Consider the following 23,734-nt stretch of genomic DNA (forward strand, 5'->3'; position numbering starts at 1 on the left):
AGAAGCCATCAAGAAAATTATCTCTCCTCAAAATTGGTACGTCGGGAAAATGCGTTTCACGGGTGGGAAATATAACGCGTCGCCCATTTTGACAGAATTTTTCGAGCATTTTGACAGAAATGATACCAGTTCGACAGAAAAAAAGCCCCGCGTGAGCGGGGCGAAAGAGAGGAACATTAACCCAGGTTCTTCGGAACCAAGAAATTGCAGATCAGAAGCTCGCTTGCTTCTTTCCCTTTATCCTTTGCAGCGCTGTAATTGAGCTTTGTTGTGACCATCTCGAAACCGGCAAACATCTCACGGACTTCGGGGCGATCATTCAGGCTCAGAATGCATTGCCCCTTGAGCTTTTGAAGGATGTTTCTGATTTTTTCAAAGTCTTCACGAGCGAACAGCCCTTTGCCATAATCACCCTCGCATCCCCAATACGGCGGATCGATATAGAAAAGTGCTTCCTTGCGATCGAATTTTTCGATGCACTTTTCATAAGGGAGATTTTCGAATATCACGTTCTCCAAACGTTGATGAGTCTCAATCAGACTCTCCTCTACTCTGGAGAGCGGAAAAGATTTCGCTCCAAAGCTGGGCGAACCCAGTTTCCCCGCATATCCTCCCCTGAGAAGATAGTAGAGACGAACAGCACGCTGAATGTCGGTTAGCGACTCAGTATGAAGGGCCTTTTGTCGCTCAAATTCGTCCCTGCTGATGATTGTCCATCTGACTTGTCGGATGAACTCTTCAATATGGTTTTGAACGACTCTGAAAAGGTTGATAACTTCCCCGTTAAGGTCGTTTAAAATCTCGATCTTGCTCACTGACTTTTCGAGCAAGATTGTTGCTGACCCTCCAAATACCTCGCAATAGAGCTCGTGCGGCGGCAGTAGTTTGACGATTGTCTTGGCAAGAAGCCTTTTCCCGCCAAGATAGGGAACGAGTTTGGACATTTGAGCTCCCGATATAATATTTATGAAAAATATAATGCGGGCTTACCCTTAATGAGCCGCTTTCTCTCCTCCCCTCAACACCAACTCTTCATAGAATCAGAACACATCCTGCTTGATCCATAGGCACGACATCGACACGGAGTCGCCCCTGGATCCGCTTTCATTCAGAAAACCGACTGCGTAGCAGTTATCAGGCAGCGGCTTATCGGAAAATCCCGTCTGCTTGTATGCAGCAAGATTTGCTATTTCGTTGTTTTTATATGTGTAGACATATATGTTATTGCCTGGATGGCTCGCTCTTAAAACTGCGATTTTACCGCCGTTATCCGAGACTGTAATGCGCCGCACTGGATAACCGGGGGAGATGTCTGGATATCTCGTAGCCTCGTAAAGTCCGTTTGTTCCGTTAAATTTGTAGACCATGAAAAAAGGCTCGCGTGGCCCGACGCTAATAGCGATTGTGGAACCATCGCTGGATATATCCCCATGAGCGCCATAATTTTGAGAACCTGTGGATGGAACGCAATATAGTTGCGCCGGAGGTCTTAGACAAGATTCGTAAGCCGATGCCACTTCAAAACGGTTATTTGTAGCGCTCCATGTCAATACGCCAAATCCCTCATACAAACAACACAGTAATACTTTATTGCCGTCTCCGGACATAGCTGCGAAGTTACCTTGGCCGCTTTCAGAGCCGCCGGACCAATACGATGACGCATTTCCTCTTTCGTATCTATTGTTCGTTTCGTTCCATAGATAAGCGTATCTATAAGGTTGAGAATATCCTATTAAAAGGCGAGATAGGTCTGACGAACCTGAAAATACTATCGTATTATATGCTGGAGCCGCTGGAGCTTTGTCTGGATCTGCCGTTTTCTCATATCTCTGATTTGATTCATTCCACTTGTAAGACCACAGATACGGAGAAGTATTTGAATATACAATCAACTTGCTTCCGTCAGAAGTTAGCTTGCACATGCTGCAATAATCCGATGGTATCGAATCTGGATCGGTTGTTTTTTCATACCTATTATTTGATGAACTCCACTTATATGTTCTCAAATACGGAGACTGCATGAGCGATACGACTAGATACATACCATCATAAGAAAGAGCAAAATCAGAAATGTTATAGCCGACAGCCGTATCAATAGCGTTTGTTTGTTCGTATCTATCATTTGTTTCGTTCCATTTGAACGCATATATATATGGCGAAAAATAAGGATTTACGCCTACTAAATAATTGCCATCGCCGGAAAGACGTAACCCGTATGTATAATTTATTGCGTATGAACCATCATACGGGGCTGGAGATGTTCCGCTTATATCGTTCGTCTTGATCGGAAAATTTATTGCGCTTGGGTCTAAAATGCTTTTTCGAACGACAAATACGATATCCCCTGCCTCGCATGCTTCCGCAAGAGTCACAGTCTTTGGTGTTGTTCCCGTTATCTCTCCACCGCTCCCGCCGGTCGATATTGCTGCAATTTTTTCCGCGTAAGAGCGGAATGTGTCGCTCTCCGCCACGGATATCCCCTTCGCGATGATTGCTTGCCGAATAAGATCCTTTGTGTCACTCAGATAAGTCAGTTTGTCAATAATGCTCATATCGTCTCTCCTAGTATGCTATTCGCAAGCGCATCGGCAGATGCTAAAGCAGATACAACCATGTCTTCTTCCGCTATTTCATCAACGCCAGACGTATCAAGCGTGGCCGGTTCGGCCACATTAAGTATGATCTCCCCGTTGACTTCGTTGGCTTTCGCAGATATAGCGGTAACTTTTGTTTTCACGACTTCAGCGGCTTCAAGTTCAGTCATAAAGTCAGCCTCCCCGAATGGAACAAACAGATTTCCGGACGAATCGACGGCTACTTCAACGGATTCCGTCGTGCGGGCCTTTGCCTTGACACCGCCAAGGATCGACGCCGTGGCGATCGGCAGGGTGTATGTTCCTCCGCTGCTCCCGCCTCCGCCGCCCTCGAACGGGTTTACCCCGACGTATTGCAGAGCAGATGCTGGGTCTGTTGGCGTTGTTGGTGCTGGTAGACTCATTTTTCACCTCACGATGCCAAGGTCTGCTGGATCGTTCCGGACACGCTTCCGGTGCTGATAGAGGCTTGAGCAAATGCGGCTTCGATAATGGCTGCATAGCCCCAGCCCCAGTTCGTCGTGGTTTCTCCGATCACGATGTAGTATTTATTGGGTGTTTCGTCAGACCTGTAAAATCGCAGTTTCAGACGTTCATTTGCAGTATCCCCAACCAATACATTCTTCCAGCAGTCTGTGCCCCAGCCGTTTTTCACATTGAGGCTGCACCCGAACTCGATTACAGTGCCCGGCAGGGTCATCTTGACGAAGACCATATTTGATGGTGCATCGGATATACAAAAATAGTTTGATATATATATTTTGATCTGCCCTGTGAATCCGCCCAACACCGATCCTAGCCCGCACCAGCCGCCTGACGGAGACACCACGATTGCTCCAGTCCGTATTTCACCAGAAAATGATCCAGATGCCGCACTGATATCGCCCGCAAACCGTGCATTCCCGCTCGAATCTATAGCGAACTTTTTTGATTGAATTACGCCAGTATTAAGGTCGATCATGGTCCCACCTGTCGAAAAATCGCCTGACGTGTATGCGTAGTTCAGACTGCGAAGCAACCCGGTGAAAATGCGGTCAGCCGTGATCGTCCCCTGCTCCCGACCTACCCAGAACGTCGCTTCGGAAGCCAGCTCGAACTGGACTGCGGAAACGACCATATTTGCACCGTATCCCGATACGGGGGTGTGAGCTGGAAGCATGACGTAGAGAATGGCGTAGGTGGCAGTCTCCGGGGCTGTCCCTGAGACGTAAAATCGACCCGGTGCATCGTTTGTGGCGGCTTCCTGTGAGATGTATCCGGCTGATGATCGCCATTCGATGATGAGATCGTATGGCGGCACAACATCGGTGGGAACCGCATCATCTCGCGTGACATGGACGGAGAAACAATACGGTTCGTTCGGCTTGACGGTGACGTTCTGCGCCAGCCAGAGCCGGTTTCCGGTGGACGCAGCAAACGGGCGCATTTTGATCCCTTTGCCGGTCATGACAAGCGTCGGCTTGTTCGTAGCAGTCAAGACGCTGACACCGTTCACCGGAATAGCCGCGTCCCCGGCGATAGTCCATCGACCGACGACGGCTTCCGTTGCCGTGCCGTCCATCGCGAACGCGTTTTGAAAATCAAGAAAGGACGGATCTTCGATCAAATTTTTTCCCAACGCAGCGAGCTGAGAAACAGCAGCAACAGCCGCCGAAAGGCGAGCCGTGTCCAGTATCCCGGTGGTGATCTTTTCGGCGGCGAGGTTCGCGACGTGCGCGTTCCCGATGATCCCTTCCGCGATCTGGATGGCGGAAGTGATTATGGCTTCGTTCGCGATCAGGATGTCCGCCGTGAGGACTTCCCGGAGGCGGGCCTTCTGGATCTCGACGACGACCCCTGCGGTCGCGTCGTCGTTGCATGTAAACGCGGGGCCGATATACCGCGTGCCGGGCGGGACAGTCGCAAATGTCTTGCTGAACTCGGTCCACGTCGACGTCGCCGCGATGGCGCTGTCCTGTGCGGAAGTCGTCCCGAGAAGCGTCTTTGCACCGTCATAGAAGGCGAAGCCCAGACCGTGTGAGCCGCCGCCGGTTGCCCGGAAGAACGCGGTCAGGACATATTTTCGCGTCGAATCGTAGGGAGCAAGCCCATCGAGCGCAACACCGAACACGACCCGCTCGCCGGAGGTCGTTTTGAACTCGGTGCCGCCAGCGATACCGTCCGTCACCGGCGCGAAATGCGCTGGATCGGCAACAGCCCCGGCAAGGTCGTTACTCCATGCCGTCGTGTCCTCGAAATACGGGTCGGTATTCAGGGCGTCAGCCGGGGTCAGCTTTCGCAGGATGTCAGCCGCGAGAATCCTCGCTCCGCGCACCGGAGCGGACGCTTCGGACGCATCGCCGATGTTCTTCCAGCAGTCATACGAGCGCGCGAAGTATCTATAATCCTGCGAATAATTCGGGAGATGGTCAGAGTATTCCGCGACACCATCGCGGCTCGAAACGGACGCTAGGTATTCCGCGTCCGCGATGTTCACGGTTGTCCCTCGGTAGACTCGGAACCCGGCGAGGTCGGCAGGCGGATTCTGAAGGCTGATCTTGAGACTTGCGAATGTAAATTTCGAAGTCGCAACGACTGTCGGAATGCCCGGGGCAACCCTATCGCCGGCCGTCGTAATGCTCGCCGTTGCCGACTCTGAGTTTCCCCCCGTGTTTATCGCCGTCAGGCGATACGTATAAAGATGTCCTGGTTTGCAGGGCTCGTGTCGGAATGACCCGGCATTGCTCACTGCGCCGATATCGACCCACGATTGCGGCGACGCACCATCCCCAACTTCGACTCTGACGATAATCGCGTTGGCAACCGGCGTATATGTACCGATTACGTATACTATGCATGTCCCATCCTCTTGGCTTGTGAGACCGGACTGCAGTTCAATCCCGACCGGCTTCAACGGTGAGATGGGAAGAGGCGCGGCGCGGACGATCGGATCGAGGCTCGGGTCGGTCGTCGATTCGGGGGTAGTGGTATTGAAGATCGCGTCGTCATACGAGCGCAGTTCGACTCTTGATTCGTCGGTCCCCTGGGAAAGCGACGTGACACGGAAAAGACGGCCATTCGGGAATTCCGGCACCCTGATCGTGACGACCTCGTCCTCTTCGAGGGTGCGAGTGCCGACGGCCACATCCGGCGTCTGGATCTGCATGCGCAGCTCGCCGTATTTCTCGATGTTCGCGACGTAATCGGCGATCGCGTTGCCGGTCGTGTGGTCTCTGACGAGATGCTGCTCGAGAAGGTTTTCCTCCTCGCCGATCGTGCCGATCGTCCGCGTCGCCGAGCCCAGGAACTGCTTCGTGATGAAATCCGCTCGGTAGTCCACCCGCGCCCGCTTGTGACGCAGGGTTGAATCACCCGGCCAGAAGGAATACAACAGGATGTTGTTCTCGTCATACTCCTTCACGCTGTCGGTGGCCACATCGACGCGCAGCCGCCATTTCCCGGCCGGCTTGTCCAGGCGCAGTCTGCCGCCCAGGCACATCTGCGACAACCAGTAACTCGACAGCGCCGCCTGCGACATCATGCCGTCAAGATGCAGACCGAGCGTGTCGCAATCGAGAATCGCCTGGTCGAAGCTCGCGGTGTCGATCGAATCAGCCGGCTCGCCCAGGCCCCAGCCGCACGCCCCCGTATCGGCCGTCGTCAGATACGCCCGGATCACCCGGGCCGCGTTCCGGCCCTCGGCCTCGGTCGAGCCGATTTCGAGCCCGACCAGCTCGGCGCTGATCTCGGGCCATGCTCCGTTCGAGTCGCGCGGATCGGCGTCGAACTTCACACAGACCAGTCCCGGCCAGATTGCCTGATCAGCCGTCCCCAAATACGTCGTAAAACCGGTTGTAATGGCCTTTCGATCGCTCTTTACGCGCACGAATGACCGGCATTTGCCCACGCAAAACGCCCAGGTGAACCCCGCTCGATCGATCAGAATGCCCGAGACGGGTATCGGGTCGCTCGTCGTTCCGCCGATGACCGTCGGAATCGTGGTGTTGACCGCGTCGCGAGAGGCACCGGTGAACGTGACCAGGCGCACGGTTTCATCAGGCACCTGGCGTTTGAACACGGCAAGCGTGTCCTGACCGGCCCTGATGCTCAGCAACCCGTTACTGCCCTGTTCCCAGGCCTTGATGATGCCGTTCCAGCTGCCATCGATCCCGGTCACTTCGATCTCGACGGCACTGTCGGTCAGGGCATCGTTCAGCGACTCATCAACGACGCCGATGTATCGCTCGGCATTCCAGACGTTCAGCGTTTGCGTCGTCGTGGGAATCCCGTTCTCCGTTGCTCGCGCCGCCCGCTCGATCGGTACGGTGTTCGTGAGAATCGGTCGCCACGCGAAGCCGGAATGCTCGGTCGGCCCGTCTGAAACCCGGTATACCGCCCCGCCTGGTGCCGTGATCTTGACGAATACGCTCATCAGACCACCTCATCCAACGTCATGGAATCGTCGGCATCCTCTGCCCATCGAATCGTACCGTCCGACTCATCTGGGCCGTAGACCAGCCAGACATCGGCAGGGCTGCCCAGATCGGCCGAGATCGCAGCGATGTCCCAGGTAAGCCGAAAACCCCGGATCGAGGCCCAGTCGTCGTTGATCGTCACGCCGAGCACCTGGCGTTTGATGGCGAGAGCCTTTTTCCGGACGCGGCCGCTGATGAACTGCTGCACAAGCTTTGGGGCAAGCACCCGACAACGGATCTCGCCGACCGTCGGAACCACCTCGGCAGACCCGAGAAGAAGATTTCCGAGCGCCGGCACGATCGGCTCCCCCGCGTCGAGCGTCTGACCGGCCGGAATCAACAGCCGGAACCACCGCTGCGTGAATGTGCCCAGATCGAACCAGCCCTTGCGGTTCGCGATCCGGTCGAGGCCGAGGTTCGCCAGGATATTCACCGCCGGAGACGACCACTCGTTCGTCGCATTGCCCTGCAGCCGGCACACTGGAAAGTTCGCGTTGTTGAGGAACACCGTATCGATTGCCGGCGCGCCCGCGCCGCGATCGACGGTGACCCAGACGTCGCCTGCGTAGTCATTCACCCACCAGCGGAGGTTCGGTTCGATCGACTGAAGATTCGTGACCGGAAACTCGGCATTGGAGCCTGATGCGGCGATGACGTTGAGGGAATCGAATTCTTTCAGCAGCTTCATGCGTTCCTCACTTCAGCCGAGGCAACTGGGCCGCCTCGAAGCCTTTCCGGATGACTGCGGCCGTATCTGGATCGCGGCCTTCGATGATCGAAAGCCACTCATCGAGCCGCGTCCGGCCGTCGGGGGTATCGGTGAAGGCGATCAACACTTCCTTGCCGCCCTGGTCGCGAATCTCGCCGACCGTCGTGAAAATCGAGGAGAGCAGGTCATCGGCCCGCTTCTCTTTCTTCTCTTTTTCGAGCTGTTCGATTTGCTGATCGAGCTGGAGCGACTGGAGCTTGGCATTCAAAAGGGTCGTCTGAATCTCCTGGAACCGCTCGAATGCCGCCGCCTGCTCCTCGATCGCGAGCGTCTGGTCATTCGCCTCTGCCTCGGCGTCTTTCCACATCTTCTCGTAGGCTTCGATCGCCTTCGACATGCCGGACTGTCGGCTCTTGAGCACCTCGGCGAGCTTCGCCGGATCGTCACCGGCCTCAAGCTGCCGCTTCTGGAGTTCGAACTCTGCCAAGCCGGCCTGCTTGATGCCGGGAAGCATCAGGCTGATCATGTCGCGGTTGGTGCCGAGCGCCTGGTCGCCGTTCGCCATGCGCAGAAGCGCCTGCGCCCCGATCGTGTCTGCCGCGAGGGGGTTGCTCATGATGAAGCTCGCCGCGTTGTTTCGGGCGGTGCCGATCGCCGTGCTCAACGATGACTTCGCCTGCATCTGCTGCGTCAGGATGTCGGCTCGTTCAGCCTCGGTCATCTTGTATGCGCTTCCGGTTTTGATCTGGCTTTCCAGCGAGGAAATCTGGTTTTGAAGATTCTGGATCCGAGAGCCGTACAGGAAGCCCCACCTATTTTGGGAAGCATTGGCCTGCGCGGCCTGCAGTTGGTGCGTCAGATCCGTCTTTTGCGACTGCAGTCTGGAGAGCTCGTCCGAACTCATGACCCTGTCGTTGGCCCGGGTCGCTACTCTGTCGATGTCGGTCAGGGCCATCTTCAGCGGCTCGATGTCACTGAACTGACCGGCCTGGGCGATCTCATACTGCCGCCAGGCCTGCTCGCCTTCGACTTTCTTCTGCAACTCCTTGATCGCGTCGATGCTCGCCTGGGCGGCGGCGCTGCCTTCGAGGAGGTAGGTCGTGGTTTTTTTGCTCGTGATGCCGTTGCCGGACTTCGTCTTACGGACCCAGGTGTAGTTGAACGAGGCTTCATCGAGAAGGCGGCGGGTTTCCTCCGTGATGCCGGTGTTCTTCAACAGCTCGTCGCGGAGGGTTTTCGCCTGGCCCACCTGAGTATTCAGGTCGGCGCTGGAGTCGAAGCTCTCCTGGCCATGCACGACGCTGCCGCCGAACAGGCCACCGGAGCCGAAAAGACGGTTCACGGCGAAGCCGGCGACTGCGCCGGTGAGGAGGTTCGAGCCGATATTGCCCCACAGGAGCTTGCCGTTCTTCGCCATCGGCTTGAGCAGCGTGCCGAGGAGGCCGTTGCCCGCAGAACTCGTGGAAGACGAGGAGTTGCCGCTCAGGTATTTCTGGACCGCGTTGACAGGGTTGAGGATGTCGGTGATTCCGAAACCTTTGTTGGTGCTGACGAGATTGTTTTGCCCGCTCAGATACCCGATGATGTTGCCGCCGCCGCCGCTGAAAAGGGCCTGTGTGAGGCCGTAGGAAAGGGCCGAAGAGATCTGCCGCAGCATGTTATCGCCGAAGCCCTTGGCGAACTTCTCCGCGATGTTCCCGCCACGCGTGAAGCCATCGGCCAGGCCGGCCTCCGTCGCATCGGCAAGGCTGAGCGTCATGCGGCGGTCGAACTCTTCGGCCTGCTGCTTCGCCTTCTCGAACGCCTCGTCGAAGGCCTTGTTCTCGTCGTCCTTCTGCCACTGCCGCATCTGCGGCTTCACCTTGTTCGCAGCGCCCTTCATGGCTTCGTAGCCGACCGTGATCGCGCCGAGGCCGCTTGCATACGCGTTCACCGACTCGATGGCCTTCTCGGAGATCGACGGCACCGACCAGTCGCTCATGCGCTGCATGTAGTCGGTTGCCGTTGCAAGCGTCGGAAGCAGCTTCGCAGATGCCGTGTCGGCGAGGTCGCGGACCCACTTGAGCGGATCGGCCGCCGCTGAAGACGCCATCTTCGCAAGTGCGGCATCGGATGCGGAAAGGGTGTTGACAAAAAGACCTGCTGCCCGGGTGGCCTCGTTCAGGACGGGTATGACGGCCTCTAGGGCTTTCGGCTTGCCGACATTCGTCAGGACCGCCGAGCCATTTCGGATGAAGTCCTGGTTGCCTTCCAGATCCGTCATGAATGACTTGGTGGTCGCCTTGGAATAGGCGTCAAAACGCTCTTTGCGCTTCTGCTCGACTTCTTTTGCCGCGCGGGTCGCTTCATCCGCAGCTTTCTTGGCTTTCTTTCGCGCCTCTTCTTCGGCCTCTTTTCTTTGTTTCTCTTCCTGTTCCTGCCGGGCTTTCTGATCGATCTTGATTTGCTTGAGACGTCGGTCCTGGAAGATCGCCATTTCCCGATCAGCCTTGGTGATCAGGCCTTGAAGGATCCTGTTTTGATTCTGCAGGGTTTCAGCGGTTGCCTGGGGATACTTTCCGGAACCAATCGCCGAATTGTTGAATTCCAGGACTTTCTGATAGTAGCCCTTTTCATATTTTGCTCTATCATACGGATCTTTATACTTATCCGCATCGGGGGCTATGGCCCATTCTTTACCATTCGTTCCTTCATAAGCCCGGCCGGCGGCCTGCCAGACGGAGTTGTACATGTGGACAAGAGCTTCCGCCGTGGGAATGAGATCCGTCCTCATGAAGTCCACGACGTTCGTGATCGTTGGAAGGAGCTCTTCCCCGAAGGCATCCTTGAGGTTCTGAACCGAAGCGGCGGCGCGACGGTAGCTGTCCGCTGCGGTATCCGCCACACCACCCATATCCTGGATCTGCTTCATCCCATCAGCGAGAGTGGCATTGAGGATGGCCTGCACACCTTCTGCCGACTTAATACCGCCTTCCATCTCTCTCAGAGCCTGCGGAATCTGGATTCCCAGATTATCCAGAATCATGGGAGACCCGCGACCGATGCCGGTTACGATATCTTCGAATGCCTGTGAGGTGTCCATCCCGAACAGGCGGGCTTTGTTGCGAGCAACGAGAAGAAGGTTCGCCATCTCGTCGACGTCTTTCGTGACGCCGAGCGACATGGCTTTCGATGCGGTCTTGACGAGTTCGACATCCGAGATGGTCCCATTCGATGCCACCCGGAGCTTGTTCAGCATCGTCTCGGCCGATACGCCGACCGTCCGGGTATACGACTCGAACGACTGCTTCGCTTCGGCCGCCATTGCCGCCTGGCGCGTGAAATCCAGGGCAGTCCCCATCGCGCCGCCGATCTTGTTGACGACTTCGAGGCCCTGATTCAATTCGGTCGAGAACTGGCCGAACGTCTTGATGAACCCCTGCACATCGACGCGGCGGTCCAGGAATGCCTCTTTCATCTTGGCAGAAAGAGGCATCATGGCCGCAGCCATTTGCTGGGCATGCGCCTTGTAAGCAGCGCTGAACGCGTCTATTTTGACTTTCGCGTTGTGGGTTTCCTGGGCGACGTTCCGGATGTTGACCGTGACGTTGTTGATCGTATTCGAGGCTTGGGCCGCACCCGTGGTGAGACCATTGATGACGGCCGTCGTGCCAGCGACGCTGCTCTTCGCGCCGTCGGCAGTCACTTTCATTTTGTCGATAGCGGCATTGACAGGGTTCAGCCCCTGCACGGCGGCCGAGCCGTCGGCCCGGATCACGATGGTGATTTCGTTGTTGTTGCCGCTACCGCTGCTCATCTACGTTTCTTCCCGAAGCCGCCGGCGAAGCCGTGAAATCGCTCATCAACCGGCGGTGTTTCGATGGTGTCTTCCCAGGCCGGCCAGAAATCGGCCAGATCCATGTTCCAGACGGCCCGGGCTTCCAGATGGAAGGCCCGGGCCACTCTCAGGACACAGCGTCTCAGGAACGCCCCCGGCTTTTCCCGGGGGCCGGCGCTCAGACGACGCCCGGCGCCCGGGCGGGATCGTTTGGGGCGAGGCCCGGATTCAGCATCTCCTGCGACCACATCTCCGCGATGTGACCCTGGTGGTTCATGTCGAGGGTCGCGAGCTCTTCGCGGGTGACATCGATCTGGTCGCACTTCGGGTTGCAGGCGATCTCGAGGATGTCGAGCCGATCCAGCGGCACCTGCCGGAGAACGCCGACCGCGCTGTCGGGCAGTTTCCGGTCCTTCTGAGCCGCGATGAGATCGAGATACCGGCGATACTGATCCGCCGTCCATTTCAGCAGAATCGCCTTTTCGCCGATGGTGACGATGATGCGGTTCCCGGGGTAGACCCGGTACGGCAGTTTGTTCTGGTTCAGCAGATCCTGGTCCCTGTTCATTGTTCCTCGCTCCTTATCGCACGATGATTTCGATGTTGTCGGACTTGCCGGGAACGGCATGCGCCTGGCCCGACAGCCCGTAGTGCAGAATGTTTTCCTTGTCCTGCAGGGCGTTTCCGGCCGTGGAGGCCCGGCGCACCCACACCTGGACGATGTTTCCGGCAATGCTGCCGACCTTGGCGTTGAGCGGCCATTCCGTCCGGTTCCGCAGATCGGCCCAGAACGGATGCGTCGCTTCCAGCTCGGCCTCGACCGTCGCCGTCCAGCGCGGGTCGCGCTTCCCGTAACGGAAGCCCTTGATCCCGTTGGCGCTGTTCACGTCAGGCCGCTCGGTGAGCTGGTTTCCGCTCGTGAAGCCGAGTTCGGGCACCACGGCCCCGGAATACGTGCCGAACAGGACTCCCGACGACTCGACCGTCACGGGCATCGTCTGGTTGAAGAAGTCGCCGGCCGGGGTCGCCTCATCCGAGATGCCCCCGAACAGACCGCGCAGCGAGAATCGGCCCGTCGCCACGGCACCGGCCGGGAAGTTCAGGTTGAAGTCGCCGCGCACGGCGAAGGCCTTGAACAGATGCTGCCCGAGGTAGTGGTAGATGGTGGCCGTCTTGGGAGTATCGGTCGAAGCGCGCGAGGCGTAGGCCACGCAGGGCGTGTAGCAGTGGACATACCAGGCGTCGTCCAGGGCGAGCTCGCCCGAGGCGAACGTGAAGGTGATGGTCGCGCCCTCGTCGCCCAGGTTGATCGGCGTCGCCGTCGTGATCACGTTGTCGGTCGAGTTCTGCGTCGCGTCGTCCAGGCAGGTGATCGAGCACTTCGCCACGCCCGACGCGCCGGCCGTCGTGACCTTCACGAGATACCGCACCGGCCGGGTGCCGGTGAACGAACCTCCGGAAGCCACCGCGAGCCCGCTCGGCCCACCGCTGTTTCCGAACGCCTTCTCCGGCGATCCGACCTGGGCGGCGGCGATCACCCGCTTGGTGTAGCCGCAGATCTCGGCCAGCACGCCCCAGTCGGGAGCCACGCCCACCTGGCCGCTGCCGCGCAGTTCCAGGTTCACGTCGAATGCCAGGAACTCCTGGCCGATCAGGACTTTCGCCGCCGAGAGTCCGTTTTCGGCCGCGATGCGCTGGATCTCCTTGTAGGAGTAATCCGGCAGGACGTTGCCGCACAGGATCGCGTTCGCGGCCGGAGTCGGAACGGCATCCGCCCCCTCGGGGTCTTCCAGCTTCCCCAGCAGCAGTTGGTTCAGTTCGATGTCACTCATGACGCCTCCTCAGGCTGTGCCGGGAACCGGCAGATATGCTTTGGCCGTCAGGCCGAGCGTGTAGGCGATGACGCCGCCTTCGTAATCGACGATCTGGATGCCCGTGCATTCGAACCGGCTCATCCCGATCAGGCCGAAATCCTTGCCGATGACCGCGTCCCGGGACGCTTCGATCAGGCCGTAGGTGTCCTGGGCCGCCTGGCGTTCACCGCGCAGGTTCTTGTTCAGAATCAGAATCTCGAAATTCCGGTCGAAAACCGGCCTGGGTGCCCCCTGGGCGCGCCGGTCGAACAGGAAGTAGATGTAGGCCGCCGGAAAGGCGAGCGGGGCAGGCGCATCGCGACGGCCGATCGACTCGACGATCGCGAACAGCTTCTTGTCATCGACCGTCTTCAGGGCTTCGAGAGCGCCTATCAGGGCGTCTTCGCCGTCGGTGATCGTCGCGATTGCCATGCCGTTCGTGTTCTCCTCAGAGTTTCAGGGGGATCTCGATCTGCAAGCCGGGCTTGCCGTTCGAGACCGTGCCGGTGATTACCGCTCCGGATCGGGGGTCTTTGTAGGCCACCCCGACGGAGCCCTTCGCGCCCCGCGCGGCCCGGTATCGCAGAAGAGCGTTTCCCATAGCCACGCCGATGGTGCTTTCATTCGCCCCGACCGCGACCTCTACGCGGCCGGGGCGCTTGTCGGGGGGAGCGGGCGGCCCCTTTCGGCCTGGCTGACGGCTGAATGCAACACCTGACTGCCGGCCGGGAAATCACTCTGGTGCTCGGCCGCCGCCATGTCGGCCGCGATGAGCTTCGCGGTCGCCTCATGCGCCGGTTCGAGCATGACGCCCTGCTTTTTCGCTTCTTCGCGCAGGAGGTCGAGGAACTCTTTCGGCTTCCGGTCTTTGCCGAACAGGCCTTTCTTCTGGCCGACTTCGACGATCCGGTAGATCGCGGGAGCGAACTCGTAGACGAAGCCGTAAGCGGCATCGACCGTGCCGACGATCTGCGCGCCGGTTTCCGTCTTCAGGAGCGCGGGCCGGAGCAGCTTGTAGAGCTGGATGAGGAGAATGACGACGACCATCACGTTGGTGGCCGAGAAAAGGTCGGAATTCATAACGCCTCCATGAGGTTTTTCCAGGTCAGCGGGAGATACACACCCCCGCACGTTCTGAGCCAGCGGGCATCCGGGGAGAGCCGATCCTTCATGGGCCGGATGTCCAGGTGAAGGCCGGGATTGTTCCAGGCCGGGTAGACGCCGATGCCGTTGAACTCGTCGAAGCGGCTCGCGACGATGAACTGATCCACCACGTGCAGGCCGGCGATGTGAATATCCGCCGCCATGCCCCGGTAGTGATAGGACTCGTCGGTGTGGCCGTCCTCGTCATGCGCGTTATGCAGGATGACGGGCCGATCGGCGAACTCTGCCAGGGCATCGAGAGCGAACACGAGCCGCCGATGAACCTTGCGCCAGTCGCCCCATCGCTCGGTGGGCTTGAAATGACGAACCAGCTTCCAGTCTGCTTCGGTCATATACGGCGTGGGTGCTTTCAGGTCGATCATGGCAGCCTCCTAGAACTTGTCGAGCACGGTTTTGGGGAAGATCCGGTCGGTGCGCCTGGCGTCGGTCCGGTATTCGGCCGGGAGCGCAGGCTGGGCCTCCGCGCTTCCCCAACTGAGCTTTCCGCTCTGGATCTGCTGCAAGAGCTTGAGCGCGTTCTCATACCGCTCGGTCACGTTCTCTGGCAGCTTCTGCGAGAAGCGGCGGTTATACAGCGCCCAGATGGCCAGGTCGATCGAGATCGCGTTGATCAGCTTCGGCACCGGATTCAGCGGAAGCGTCACCGCCCTGGTCGAGAGGTAGCCGTTGATGATCGCATCGCCGGTTTCGACGGCCTCGGTCACCAGCGCCGCATCGATCGCACCCGTGCCCGCATCGTCGGTCAGCTGGATCAGCTCGACCTCGGGCAGATGCTTTTCGATGTCCTCGCTCGTGCAGTAGGCCATCGCTTACAGCTCCAGCCTGTGCAGCGTCGTGGTCGCGATCTGGCCCCGGAAGTAGAGTTTCGGGGTAGAGCTTCCGATGATGAATCGGTGGTAGGAACCGCTCGCGATGGTGAACGGCCAGGCGGTCCCGTCCGGAACGGTGGCGTCGCCCCAGTTCACGACGCCGCCGATCGCGCCGACATCGACGGCCCTGGTGTCCGTAGAGGTCACGGCCAGGAGGACAGCTGCGGACGTGCCCACCGTCTGCGATCCCGTCGCCAGGAATTCGTTGAAGGGCAGCTCCTGGATCGGCAAAGGGTAGCGGTGACCGATCCGGTGTTCGGCACCGGCGTTGTCGATGCCGTCACGCCATTTCACGATCGAGGCCTGGGCCGACGCCGGCACCGCCGGCATGAGGATCATCGCCACCAGGGCGAGAATGAGCAGTTTGCGAATCATCGGGTTTTCTCCTTATTTCACCGTCGCGATCACGATCGCTTCGGGCTTGTAGAGCACGGGGAGCGGGCGGGATTCGACCTTGACCCAACGGCCGGAGGGATCCTGCTCGACCCACGATTTCGAGAAGAACATCGAGGCGGGATTTCCCGAGCCGACGCCGTTCGGATCATCCAGATCGACCACAGGTACATAGATCTCGCCGGCGACCTGCTGCGAAATACCGACGAGGACGAACTGGTTCGCGGCGATCATGTCCTGTCTGGCGTTGTTCTGGTCGATGTAAGAGCCCAGGTATTCCTCGATGTCGGTTTCGGCGAGGAACGCGATGCGGCCCTTGTCGGCAAGCTGGTTTCCGGACTGATACTTGAGCAGTTCCAGAACCGCCGGATTTTCGAGAAGAGCATCCATGGCCTCGGAACCGCAGAACGCGAGGAAGCCGTCGACCGCGCCGACCGCCTGGATGATCTGCTTCTTCCAGGCCCGCAGGTTCGCGATGGGTTTCGACTCGGAATCGGTCCACTTCGCCTTGCCGGTCAGCACCGGCTTCTGGGCTGCGGTGAAGTTGTAATCGACGAGGACGGTGCCGGATTCGTCGACGACCTGGCCGGTCAACGCCTTCGCCGCCATGAATTCGCGGGTGCGGTCGATCTTGCCGCGCATGTCGAGCAGCTCTTCGTTGATCTTGTTCGCCAGCAGTTCGGGCAGATACCGATCGCCGAACTTGCGCATGTCGGCCAACTGGGCCGCCGTGATCTGGCGCTTGTCCGCGAACCGGGTGCCGCTGCACGTCACGGTGCTGCGACCGACGCCGCCCGATATCTGAGCCGACTCGTGCAGACGAAGATTCTTGAGGATGCGCTCGCTGCCCGAGATGATGTCCCACTGGAACATGCCTGCCGGCAGGAACTTCTTCGCGGCGAAAACCTTGTCGAGAATCGTGGTCTTGACGGGCTTGATCTTGTTGACCGCCTCGGTCAGGACCGAGGATTTGAAAAGTGTGTCCATGGTGTCCTCCTTACTTCACGAAGATGCCGACGGCGAACAGGTCGGCGGAACCGTTGTCATCGAGACCGACGAGGGCTTCCTCGTTCACGTCGCCGTGAACGAGCAGCGTCGCTTCGACGGTGCCGGTGCCGTGGGCGTCGACGTCTTCCGCCAGGATCGCCCGGGCCGTCTGGGTGCCGTCGTTGGCCGTGTCGCTATACGGCGCGTAGTGGCCGGTTTCGGTGACTTTGCCCATGACGGTTCCGGCGGCGCGGGCGGTCGCATCGGCCGCAAGCGTGCGCGTAACCGTGATGGGCGGGTGGCCGCACGTCAGGGTCTTGAGATCGAGAGAGACTTCGTTGGTGCCGAGTAGTCCGGACATGGCTTACTTGCCCTCCTTCTTGCCGGCGGAACCGGCGCTCACGATCATGTCCACGGCTTTGGCTTCCTCGGAAAAGTCCTGGGACTTCGCCGCTTCGGGCTTCGCCATCGTCTTGAACAGCGGGTGGGAAGCGAATCCCGCGAGGAAGTTGCGGAACCACTGGGACGCGGTCTGCGACTTGCCCTCGGAGAATTCGTAGGTCTGATCCTGGCCGTCGAGCTCCGCCATGAACTCGACGATGCCCTCTTTTTCCCAGGCGGGAAGCATCGTCCCGGCGGCGATCCCGGCCTTGACGAACGTCTCGATCTCCTGGCGCTTCTGCCTGCGCTTGCCCTCGGAGAATTCGGCGCTCACGCGCTTGTTCTCCTCGGCGAGCCGCTTGTTTTCGGCCTCAAGCGTCTCGTTCTTCTTCTGCAGCTCCTTGATTTCCACCTGGTCTGCCTCCTGAAATTTGAAATCATCGATTGCCTGCGAAAACTCGAAGCAATCGTCTTCACGAGATGAAAAGTCCGTGCGAAGCTCCGCCTGCGTGAACGTATGGTCCGGCATGCCCTTGATCGCCGGGGGCAGAGCGCCCAGAAACGCGACGTGGCCCAGCGTGCCGTCGGAGTAGATGCGGACCGAGCGCTTCTTGAACCAGCCGTCGTTCACGGCCTTGGCGAACTCGGGAACGACCGACTTGAACGAGGCAAACAGCTTCGTGCCGACGCGCTTGAGCCCGTCGATCCAGCCGTATGCGGGGCCGCCGGGGACATGGTTCCCCTTGCCCTCTTCGTCGTGATCGATGACGATCGGCGCTTCATGGCGATTCGCGGGATCGTAGGTCGCGACCATGTGGTCGAGATCACCCTCGGTCCAGTCGCGCTCGCGGCCTTTCTTGTCGACGTGCTTGCCGGTTCGGAATATTTCGCACCAATTTTTGTTTTCCATGCCGCAATCATAAAGGCTTTACGAAATATCTTCTCCCGAACAGTGCATGTATTAGTTCGGGTATTTCATCGGTGAATACATCCATGAACGGTTCGATGGAAGCAGATCATAAGAGTCTCTATGATCATTATGAGATTCATAACCGGAGCAAAAGCGATGATACCAGAAATTCCAGATACACAGGCGGCATTGGTGCTCGTGAAGGAAATAGGATTTCCATCACTTCTGTTTTTCGTCTGGTACATCTACCACAAGGCCGAGTCCGCAAAATGGACGACATATCTGCATCAGGTAAGGGAAGAGAATGGAAAACAGTTCGAGCTTTTCCAGAACATCATCGACCAGGGCGAACGTGCCCGTGAACAACAGTTCGTTCTACTGAAGGAAACGATCGAAACCGTCAATTTCCATTCGAACATGCTCGGGCGCATCGAGCAGAAAATCGACACGAGCCAATACTGCCCGCTCGTGCGAAAGGAGCAGAACAAGTCATGAATCCCGAGCGATTACAGATGAAAGGGCTCCTTGCCGACCAAAAGAAGCGCGAACGACGGCTCGATTCCGAGATTTCCGGCCGGATCACGCTGATCCGCTCGATCCTGAACCCGTATGCCGAGGACGTCACGACGCTCGACACCGAGAGCGGCCTGAACGAGATGACGGCCCTCCACAAGGCCGTGACCGAGCTGCGCGAGCTCCGAGCCAAGATCGCCAGGCTGGAAGGCGACCTCGAATAATGGCCAAGAAACAAGCCTACTTCGCCGAAGCCGAGCGGCTCTACGTCGTCGAACAGATGACGCTGGCCGAGATCGCATCGCGCCTGAAGGTCTGCGAGCGCACCCTGATCACCTGGAAAGCCGAAGGCGACTGGGAGAACCGCAGAAAGCAGCTTCTCGCGCAGAAACAGTCGTTCCACGAGGAGCTGTATGCCTTCGCGCGGAAGCTGATGAAATCCATCAGCGAAGACATGGACAAGGGCGAGAAGCCCGACGCCGGGCGCATGTACACGCTTTCCCGGCTGCTGCCCGGCCTCACGAAGGTGAAGGAATACGAGGACAAGGTGAGCGACGGCAAGCCCCAGGAAAAGACAATCGATCCGGACGAGGCCGTCAGGATCGTGCAGAAGGCGCTGCTCGGCGAATGAACGCTCGTCACTTTCTCCCGTATCAGATCGACTGGCTGAAAGACCGGTCGAGAATCAAGCTGTGGGAGAAATCGCGCCGCATCGGAGCCACCTACACGCAGGCCTACGAGGATGTCGAGGATTGCGCCAAGAAGGCCGTTCCCGCCGTCTGGTTCTCCAGCGCCGACGAGAGCGCGGCCCGCGAATACATCGAATACTGCAAGCACTGGGGCAAGCTGTTCAACCTGGCCTCGGTGCAGCTCGGCGAAGAGCTGTTCGACGAGGACAAGGACGTCAAGACGTTCGGCATCGAGTTCCCCCGCCTCGGCCGGCGCATCAATGCCCTCAGCTCGAATCCGAAAGCGTTCCGCAGCAAGGGCGGCAAGATCGTCCTGGACGAGTTCGCCCACCACGCCGATCAGAAGACCCTTTGGGCCGCCGCCCGGCCCTGTATCACCTGGGGCTTCCCGCTGCGCATCATCTCGACCCATAACGGGAACGCCAAATTCAACCAGTTCATCAAAGATATCCGCGACGGCAAGCTGAACTGGGGCCACCACCGCGTTCCGATCCACGATGCCGTCGCTCAGGGCCTCGCCGATCGCATCACGGGCCGGAAGCTCACCGACGAGGAGCGGGCGGCCTGGATCGAGGAAGAGCGCAGAAACTGCGGCGATCCGTTCACCTGGCAGCAGGAGTATCTCTGCGTGCCGGTCGACGAAGCGACCGCCTTCCTGACGTATGAGATGATCGCCGCGTGCGAGCGGGATGAGCTGCTCCTGACCCTCGACGGCCTGCTCGGCGATCTGTATCTGGGCATGGACATCGCCCGCAAGAAGGATCTGAGCGTCATCTGGGTGCTGGAAAAGATCGGCCCGGTGTCCTTCACGCGGCGGGTGCTGGTCATGGAACGAACGCCCTTCCATATCCAGAAGGACGCGCTCTTCGAGCTGCTGAAGCATCCACGCATGCGACGCGCCTGTATCGACTCGACCGGCATCGGTATGATGCTGGCCGAAGAGGCCCAGCGGCATTTCGGGCAATACCGGGTCGAATCCGTGAACTTTTCCAACGCCGTCAAAGAAGACCTGGCATTCGGCCTTCGAAGCCGGTTCGAGGACAAGACGCTCGTCATTCCCGGGGCGCAGGATATCCGCGAGGATCTGCATTCCGTCCGGAGGCTCGTCACGAAGGCCGGCAACATCCGGTTCGATGTCGCATCCGAAGAGACCGACGGCCACGCGGATCGCTTCTGGGCTCTCGCGCTTGCCGTTCATGCCGGCGGAACCGAGTCGGGGCCGATCACGATCGTCACGAGAAGGCCACACCACAGCAAAACCATGTTCGCGGGCTATTAGATGCCCGTGGTTGAGTTTGGGCGGCTCTGGTATCCCGAATTGCCTTTGGAATTTCTTAAACGAATTTAAACGGGCCTCTAACGAATTTAAACGGACATTTTTAACAGATCGGGGGAAACTATGGGGAACGCCACACCGGGCATCTGGATCAACGATCGGGAATTCCGCCGAATTTCCGACAAACCCGCCGAGCTGACGAGCGAGTTCGCGACGCGCCGGAGGGCCGGAGATCTGTTCGGCTACGGCCTGAACCTGCCGAATCCCGACGAGGTGCTGCGCAACCTCGGCCTCGACATCTCCGTATACAAGCGGCTCCTGGTCGATTCCCAGGTCGGTGCGTGCATCACGAGCAGAAAGAGCGGCACCAAGGCCCTCGATTGGGGGATCGATCGCAAGAAGGCGAAGAGCCGGGTGTTCCAGGTCATCGAGGACGCATTCGCGAATCTCGACATCGATCGCATCATCGGCGAGATCCTCGATGCGCCGATGTATGGGTATCAGGCGCTCGAAGTGCTCTGGAAGGCCCGGGACGGCCTCGTATTACCCGTCGACGTGATCGGCAAGCCTCAGAGCTGGTTCACCTTCGATCCGGAGAACGAGCTGCGGTTCAAGTCGGTCACCGACCCGATCGGCGAGCCGCTTCCCCCGATGAAGTTCCTTCTGGCGACCCATGAGGCGACGTATGAAAATCCGTATGGATTCCCGGTTCTGAGCCGGTGCTTCTGGCCGGTCGCCTTCAAGAAGGGCGGTCTGAAGTTCTGGGTCACGTTCGTCGAGAAATACGGCGGGGCCTTCGCGATCGGGAAGCATCCGCGCAGTCTCGGCCAGGGCGAAGTGGATGCGCTGGCCTCGATGCTCGAAGCGATGATTCAAAGCGCGATCGCCGTGATTCCCGACGATTCGTCGGTCGAGATCAAGGAGGCCGGTGGCAAGGCTGCCTCGGCCGACATCTACGAGCGGCTTCTCGTTTACTGCGACCACCAGATTTCGAAAGGCATCGTCGGCCAGACCCTGACGACGGAGGTCAACGGCACCGGCTCCTACGCCGCGTCGCAGACCCACAAGGAAGTGCTCAGCGAGATCGTCACGGCCGATACGAAAATGGTCGTGAAGACGTTCAACCTGCTCGTGCGCTGGATCTGCGACATGAATTTCGGCACCGGCGTCGACCGGCCGGCATTCAGGATGTGGCACGAGGAGGACGTCGACAAGGCTCAGGCCGAGCGCGACAAGACCCTTGCCGACACCGGTCAGATCCGGTTCAAGAAGAAATACTGGATGCGCGAATACGGGTTCGCGGAAGACGACATCGAGGAAGTCATTCCGGCCTCCGGTGGCTCGGCCCTTCCGCCGGCGGAGTTTTCCGAGGGCGAACCGAAGAAAGACGAGTTCCCCGACCAGGCGGCGATCGACGAGGCCGGCGCGAAGGTCGCCGCTCCGACGGTCCTGCAAGCCGCGATGGAAGCGATGCTTCGACCGTATATCGAGCTGATCGGGAACGGCGCGAGCTACGAGGTCGTGATGGAAAAGCTCGCCGCGACCTACCCGGCGATGAAGCCCGACCAGCTCGCGACGCTGCTCGAACGTGCGATCTTCGCCGCCGAGACGTGGGGGCGCATCCATGCCCAAAGCTGATCCCGAGATTCTGCTCCGGGCGATGCAGCTTCCTCCCGAGGAGGCGATCGCGTTCTTCAAGTCGAAGGGCTATGAGATCACCTGGAACTGGGACGACATGGCGCAGGAGGCGCATACCCGGGCGTTCACCGTCGCCAAGGCGACCAGCCTGGACATCCTGAGGGATATCCGGGGCGAGCTTCAGAAGGCGCTCGACGAAGGGACGACGTTCAGCCAGTTTCAGAAGGATCTCGAGCCGCGTCTGCGCGCCAGGGGCTGGTGGGGCGTTCAAGAAGGCGTCGATGCGGATGGGAACCCGACGACCGTGCAGCTCGGCTCGCCCTGGCGGCTGAAGACCATTTTCCAGACGAACATGCAGACGGCCTACATGGCGGGCCGGGAACGCCAGATGCGGGCGGTCTCTCAGGACCGGCCCTACTGGCGATACATCGCCATCATGGACAGGAAGACGCGCCAGGCGCACCGGGAGCTTCACGGGAAGATCTTCCGATATGACGATCCGTTCTGGGATCATTTTTACCCGCCGAACGGCTTCAACTGCCGCTGCCGCGTCGCCACCCTGTCGCCACGCGAGATCGAGCGGGACGGTCTGAAGGTGCTCAGTTCGAAAGGCCAGATCGTCTCCCAGGAGGTCGCCGACCCGAACACCGGCCGGGTATTCAAGACGACCTCGTATCGGAGCCCGGACACCCTGCGGCTGCTGCATCCCGACGAGGGTTTCGACCTCAACCCTTCCCGCGTGCAGGAGCGGCTCGATGCCCTCGAACGGGAGAAGCTGAAAGAGACCGAAAAGGCGGTCGGCGCGAAGCTGCCAGAGATTCGCGCGGAAACGGTCGTAAAACCGATGGTAAACGGATCTTCAACGGTCGATAAAACACGCGGCCTGGTCGACGACGAAGAGGCGAAGGCCGAGATCCGCGATCTGACCGGGCAGGCGAAAGAGCTCGGCGTCAAAGCCGATTTCGACGAGCAGCCTGAGAACGTGAAGCCCGCAAGACTTGTGATGAAGGCCCTGGCCGAAGAGGCCAACGCCGGCCGAGAGCCCCCGCCGAAAGTCGCCGTAGGTGACAATCCGCGGCATCCGTGGGGTGATGACACCGATGCTGTCGCACATTTTGACGATGAGAAACAGACTGTCTTCATCAACCCGAACTGGCCATGGAGGACTCACGAATCTGAAACAGCCGCTCAATTCAGAAGCAAGGATTGGTCGAGTGATGCTCCGGAGCACTTCATCAGGCACGAGATCGGGCATTGGCACCAATGGCAGGCGAATCCGAAAATGTTCAAGGTTCTCAAAACCGGTTTGCTTCCCGCCGAAGATATCTCTATGATTGGAGGAGAAGTCAGTAAGCGTGCGACGGAAAACCCGGTGGAGTTCGTCGCCGAGGTATATGCCGGTCTTCGTGCCGGGCAGAAATATTCGAATCGAATCATGGATCTCTACATGTTCTTCGGAGGGAAAAAAGTCTGATGCTTCGCGCAAC

23 protein-coding genes are annotated in these 23,734 nt (G+C 58.9%); 6 read left to right on the plus strand and 17 right to left on the minus strand.

Annotated features, from left to right (window positions below):
- Nucleotides 1–176 precede the first annotated feature (176 nt).
- From PLU72_18240 to PLU72_18320, 17 genes are all read right to left on the minus strand, one after another.
- Entirely contained in the window at nucleotides 177–944 is a 768-nt protein-coding gene (locus PLU72_18240; GenBank protein ID HOT30123.1) for a DNA adenine methylase, read from the minus strand.
- 96 nt (nucleotides 945–1,040) lie between these two features.
- A complete protein-coding gene (locus tag PLU72_18245; GenBank protein ID HOT30124.1) occupies nucleotides 1,041–2,552 on the minus strand; it encodes a hypothetical protein in 1,512 nt (503 codons plus the stop codon).
- Nucleotides 2,549–2,998 carry a hypothetical protein gene (locus tag PLU72_18250; protein HOT30125.1) on the minus strand — a complete coding sequence of 150 codons (450 nt, stop codon included), beginning with the start codon at nucleotides 2,996–2,998 and terminating at the stop codon, nucleotides 2,549–2,551. Before PLU72_18250 ends, PLU72_18245 begins: the two co-directional genes overlap by 4 nt.
- An 8-nt stretch (nucleotides 2,999–3,006) precedes the next feature.
- A complete protein-coding gene (locus PLU72_18255) occupies nucleotides 3,007–7,005 on the minus strand; it encodes a hypothetical protein (protein HOT30126.1) in 3,999 nt (1,332 codons plus the stop codon).
- Nucleotides 7,005–7,736, minus strand: coding sequence for a hypothetical protein (locus PLU72_18260; protein HOT30127.1), 732 nt, complete (start codon nucleotides 7,734–7,736; stop codon nucleotides 7,005–7,007). Before PLU72_18260 ends, PLU72_18255 begins: the two co-directional genes overlap by 1 nt.
- 7 nt (nucleotides 7,737–7,743) lie before the next feature.
- A complete protein-coding gene (locus PLU72_18265; GenBank protein HOT30128.1) occupies nucleotides 7,744–11,553 on the minus strand; it encodes a hypothetical protein in 3,810 nt (1,269 codons plus the stop codon).
- A gap of 199 nt (nucleotides 11,554–11,752) precedes the next feature.
- A complete protein-coding gene (locus PLU72_18270) occupies nucleotides 11,753–12,142 on the minus strand; it encodes a hypothetical protein (protein ID HOT30129.1) in 390 nt (129 codons plus the stop codon).
- 13 nt (nucleotides 12,143–12,155) lie between these two features.
- The gene (locus PLU72_18275; protein ID HOT30130.1) at nucleotides 12,156–13,406 is read right to left on the minus strand and encodes a hypothetical protein; all 1,251 of its coding nucleotides are present in this window, start codon (nucleotides 13,404–13,406) and stop codon (nucleotides 12,156–12,158) included.
- A gap of 9 nt (nucleotides 13,407–13,415) precedes the next feature.
- Nucleotides 13,416–13,859: a hypothetical protein gene (locus tag PLU72_18280; protein ID HOT30131.1), complete on the minus strand. Its 444-nt coding sequence runs from the start codon at nucleotides 13,857–13,859 to the stop codon at nucleotides 13,416–13,418.
- Nucleotides 13,860–13,875: 16 nt separating this feature from the next.
- Nucleotides 13,876–14,034, minus strand: a complete 159-nt coding sequence (locus PLU72_18285) for a hypothetical protein (protein ID HOT30132.1) — start codon at nucleotides 14,032–14,034, stop codon at nucleotides 13,876–13,878.
- Between the two features lie 35 nt (nucleotides 14,035–14,069).
- Complete coding sequence (locus PLU72_18290) at nucleotides 14,070–14,507, minus strand: hypothetical protein (protein HOT30133.1); 438 nt, start codon at nucleotides 14,505–14,507, stop codon at nucleotides 14,070–14,072.
- A complete protein-coding gene (locus PLU72_18295) occupies nucleotides 14,504–14,953 on the minus strand; it encodes a DUF882 domain-containing protein (GenBank protein ID HOT30134.1) in 450 nt (149 codons plus the stop codon). Before PLU72_18295 ends, PLU72_18290 begins: the two co-directional genes overlap by 4 nt.
- A 9-nt stretch (nucleotides 14,954–14,962) precedes the next feature.
- Nucleotides 14,963–15,397 carry a DUF1320 domain-containing protein gene (locus tag PLU72_18300; GenBank protein HOT30135.1) on the minus strand — a complete coding sequence of 145 codons (435 nt, stop codon included), beginning with the start codon at nucleotides 15,395–15,397 and terminating at the stop codon, nucleotides 14,963–14,965.
- Between the two features lie 3 nt (nucleotides 15,398–15,400).
- A complete protein-coding gene (locus tag PLU72_18305) occupies nucleotides 15,401–15,835 on the minus strand; it encodes a hypothetical protein (protein ID HOT30136.1) in 435 nt (144 codons plus the stop codon).
- A gap of 12 nt (nucleotides 15,836–15,847) precedes the next feature.
- Nucleotides 15,848–16,840 carry a major capsid protein gene (locus tag PLU72_18310; GenBank protein HOT30137.1) on the minus strand — a complete coding sequence of 331 codons (993 nt, stop codon included), beginning with the start codon at nucleotides 16,838–16,840 and terminating at the stop codon, nucleotides 15,848–15,850.
- A gap of 10 nt (nucleotides 16,841–16,850) precedes the next feature.
- Complete coding sequence (locus tag PLU72_18315; GenBank protein ID HOT30138.1) at nucleotides 16,851–17,201, minus strand: head decoration protein; 351 nt, start codon at nucleotides 17,199–17,201, stop codon at nucleotides 16,851–16,853.
- A 3-nt stretch (nucleotides 17,202–17,204) separates the two neighbouring features.
- A complete protein-coding gene (locus PLU72_18320) occupies nucleotides 17,205–18,131 on the minus strand; it encodes a cell division protein ZapB (GenBank protein HOT30139.1) in 927 nt (308 codons plus the stop codon).
- Nucleotides 18,132–18,287: 156 nt separating this feature from the next.
- Between PLU72_18320 and PLU72_18325 the strand changes: the two genes are divergently transcribed.
- The 6 genes from PLU72_18325 (at nucleotide 18,288) to PLU72_18350 (ending at nucleotide 23,721) form a co-directional block, all read left to right on the plus strand.
- The gene (locus PLU72_18325; protein HOT30140.1) at nucleotides 18,288–18,626 is read left to right on the plus strand and encodes a hypothetical protein; all 339 of its coding nucleotides are present in this window, start codon (nucleotides 18,288–18,290) and stop codon (nucleotides 18,624–18,626) included.
- Nucleotides 18,623–18,868, plus strand: a complete 246-nt coding sequence (locus PLU72_18330) for a hypothetical protein (protein ID HOT30141.1) — start codon at nucleotides 18,623–18,625, stop codon at nucleotides 18,866–18,868. The genes PLU72_18325 and PLU72_18330 overlap by 4 nt, the downstream gene beginning before the upstream one ends.
- Nucleotides 18,868–19,275 carry a hypothetical protein gene (locus PLU72_18335; GenBank protein ID HOT30142.1) on the plus strand — a complete coding sequence of 136 codons (408 nt, stop codon included), beginning with the start codon at nucleotides 18,868–18,870 and terminating at the stop codon, nucleotides 19,273–19,275. Before PLU72_18330 ends, PLU72_18335 begins: the two co-directional genes overlap by 1 nt.
- Nucleotides 19,272–20,612 carry a terminase family protein gene (locus PLU72_18340; GenBank protein ID HOT30143.1) on the plus strand — a complete coding sequence of 447 codons (1,341 nt, stop codon included), beginning with the start codon at nucleotides 19,272–19,274 and terminating at the stop codon, nucleotides 20,610–20,612. The genes PLU72_18335 and PLU72_18340 overlap by 4 nt, the downstream gene beginning before the upstream one ends.
- A gap of 120 nt (nucleotides 20,613–20,732) precedes the next feature.
- The gene (locus PLU72_18345) at nucleotides 20,733–22,247 is read left to right on the plus strand and encodes a DUF935 family protein (protein HOT30144.1); all 1,515 of its coding nucleotides are present in this window, start codon (nucleotides 20,733–20,735) and stop codon (nucleotides 22,245–22,247) included.
- Entirely contained in the window at nucleotides 22,234–23,721 is a 1,488-nt protein-coding gene (locus tag PLU72_18350; GenBank protein HOT30145.1) for a phage minor head protein, read from the plus strand. Before PLU72_18345 ends, PLU72_18350 begins: the two co-directional genes overlap by 14 nt.
- Nucleotides 23,722–23,734 lie beyond the last annotated feature (13 nt).

The sequence above is a fragment of the Candidatus Ozemobacteraceae bacterium genome (assembly GCA_035373905.1).
In the GTDB taxonomy this organism is placed as follows: domain Bacteria; phylum Muiribacteriota; class Ozemobacteria; order Ozemobacterales; family Ozemobacteraceae; genus MWAR01.

Excerpts from the sequence above, each read along its gene's own strand:
- PLU72_18325 (HOT30140.1), top strand. The coding sequence starts at position 18,288 with ATGATACCAGAAATTCCAGATACACAGGCGGCATTGGTGCTCGTGAAG.
- PLU72_18260 (HOT30127.1), bottom strand. The coding sequence starts at position 7,736 with ATGAAGCTGCTGAAAGAATTCGATTCCCTCAACGTCATCGCCGCATCA.
- PLU72_18240 (HOT30123.1), bottom strand. The coding sequence starts at position 944 with ATGTCCAAACTCGTTCCCTATCTTGGCGGGAAAAGGCTTCTTGCCAAG.
- PLU72_18245 (HOT30124.1), bottom strand. The coding sequence starts at position 2,552 with ATGAGCATTATTGACAAACTGACTTATCTGAGTGACACAAAGGATCTT.
- PLU72_18320 (HOT30139.1), bottom strand. The coding sequence starts at position 18,131 with ATGGAAAACAAAAATTGGTGCGAAATATTCCGAACCGGCAAGCACGTC.
- PLU72_18255 (HOT30126.1), bottom strand. The coding sequence starts at position 7,005 with ATGAGCGTATTCGTCAAGATCACGGCACCAGGCGGGGCGGTATACCGG.
- PLU72_18350 (HOT30145.1), top strand. The coding sequence starts at position 22,234 with ATGCCCAAAGCTGATCCCGAGATTCTGCTCCGGGCGATGCAGCTTCCT.
- PLU72_18345 (HOT30144.1), top strand. The coding sequence starts at position 20,733 with ATGGGGAACGCCACACCGGGCATCTGGATCAACGATCGGGAATTCCGC.
- PLU72_18280 (HOT30131.1), bottom strand. The coding sequence starts at position 13,859 with ATGGCAATCGCGACGATCACCGACGGCGAAGACGCCCTGATAGGCGCT.
- PLU72_18295 (HOT30134.1), bottom strand. The coding sequence starts at position 14,953 with ATGATCGACCTGAAAGCACCCACGCCGTATATGACCGAAGCAGACTGG.
- PLU72_18330 (HOT30141.1), top strand. The coding sequence starts at position 18,623 with ATGAATCCCGAGCGATTACAGATGAAAGGGCTCCTTGCCGACCAAAAG.
- PLU72_18270 (HOT30129.1), bottom strand. The coding sequence starts at position 12,142 with ATGAACAGGGACCAGGATCTGCTGAACCAGAACAAACTGCCGTACCGG.
- PLU72_18315 (HOT30138.1), bottom strand. The coding sequence starts at position 17,201 with ATGTCCGGACTACTCGGCACCAACGAAGTCTCTCTCGATCTCAAGACC.
- PLU72_18265 (HOT30128.1), bottom strand. The coding sequence starts at position 11,553 with ATGAGCAGCGGTAGCGGCAACAACAACGAAATCACCATCGTGATCCGG.
- PLU72_18305 (HOT30136.1), bottom strand. The coding sequence starts at position 15,835 with ATGATTCGCAAACTGCTCATTCTCGCCCTGGTGGCGATGATCCTCATG.
- PLU72_18310 (HOT30137.1), bottom strand. The coding sequence starts at position 16,840 with ATGGACACACTTTTCAAATCCTCGGTCCTGACCGAGGCGGTCAACAAG.
- PLU72_18275 (HOT30130.1), bottom strand. The coding sequence starts at position 13,406 with ATGAGTGACATCGAACTGAACCAACTGCTGCTGGGGAAGCTGGAAGAC.
- PLU72_18340 (HOT30143.1), top strand. The coding sequence starts at position 19,272 with ATGAACGCTCGTCACTTTCTCCCGTATCAGATCGACTGGCTGAAAGAC.
- PLU72_18250 (HOT30125.1), bottom strand. The coding sequence starts at position 2,998 with ATGAGTCTACCAGCACCAACAACGCCAACAGACCCAGCATCTGCTCTG.
- PLU72_18335 (HOT30142.1), top strand. The coding sequence starts at position 18,868 with ATGGCCAAGAAACAAGCCTACTTCGCCGAAGCCGAGCGGCTCTACGTC.
- PLU72_18300 (HOT30135.1), bottom strand. The coding sequence starts at position 15,397 with ATGGCCTACTGCACGAGCGAGGACATCGAAAAGCATCTGCCCGAGGTC.
- PLU72_18290 (HOT30133.1), bottom strand. The coding sequence starts at position 14,507 with ATGAATTCCGACCTTTTCTCGGCCACCAACGTGATGGTCGTCGTCATT.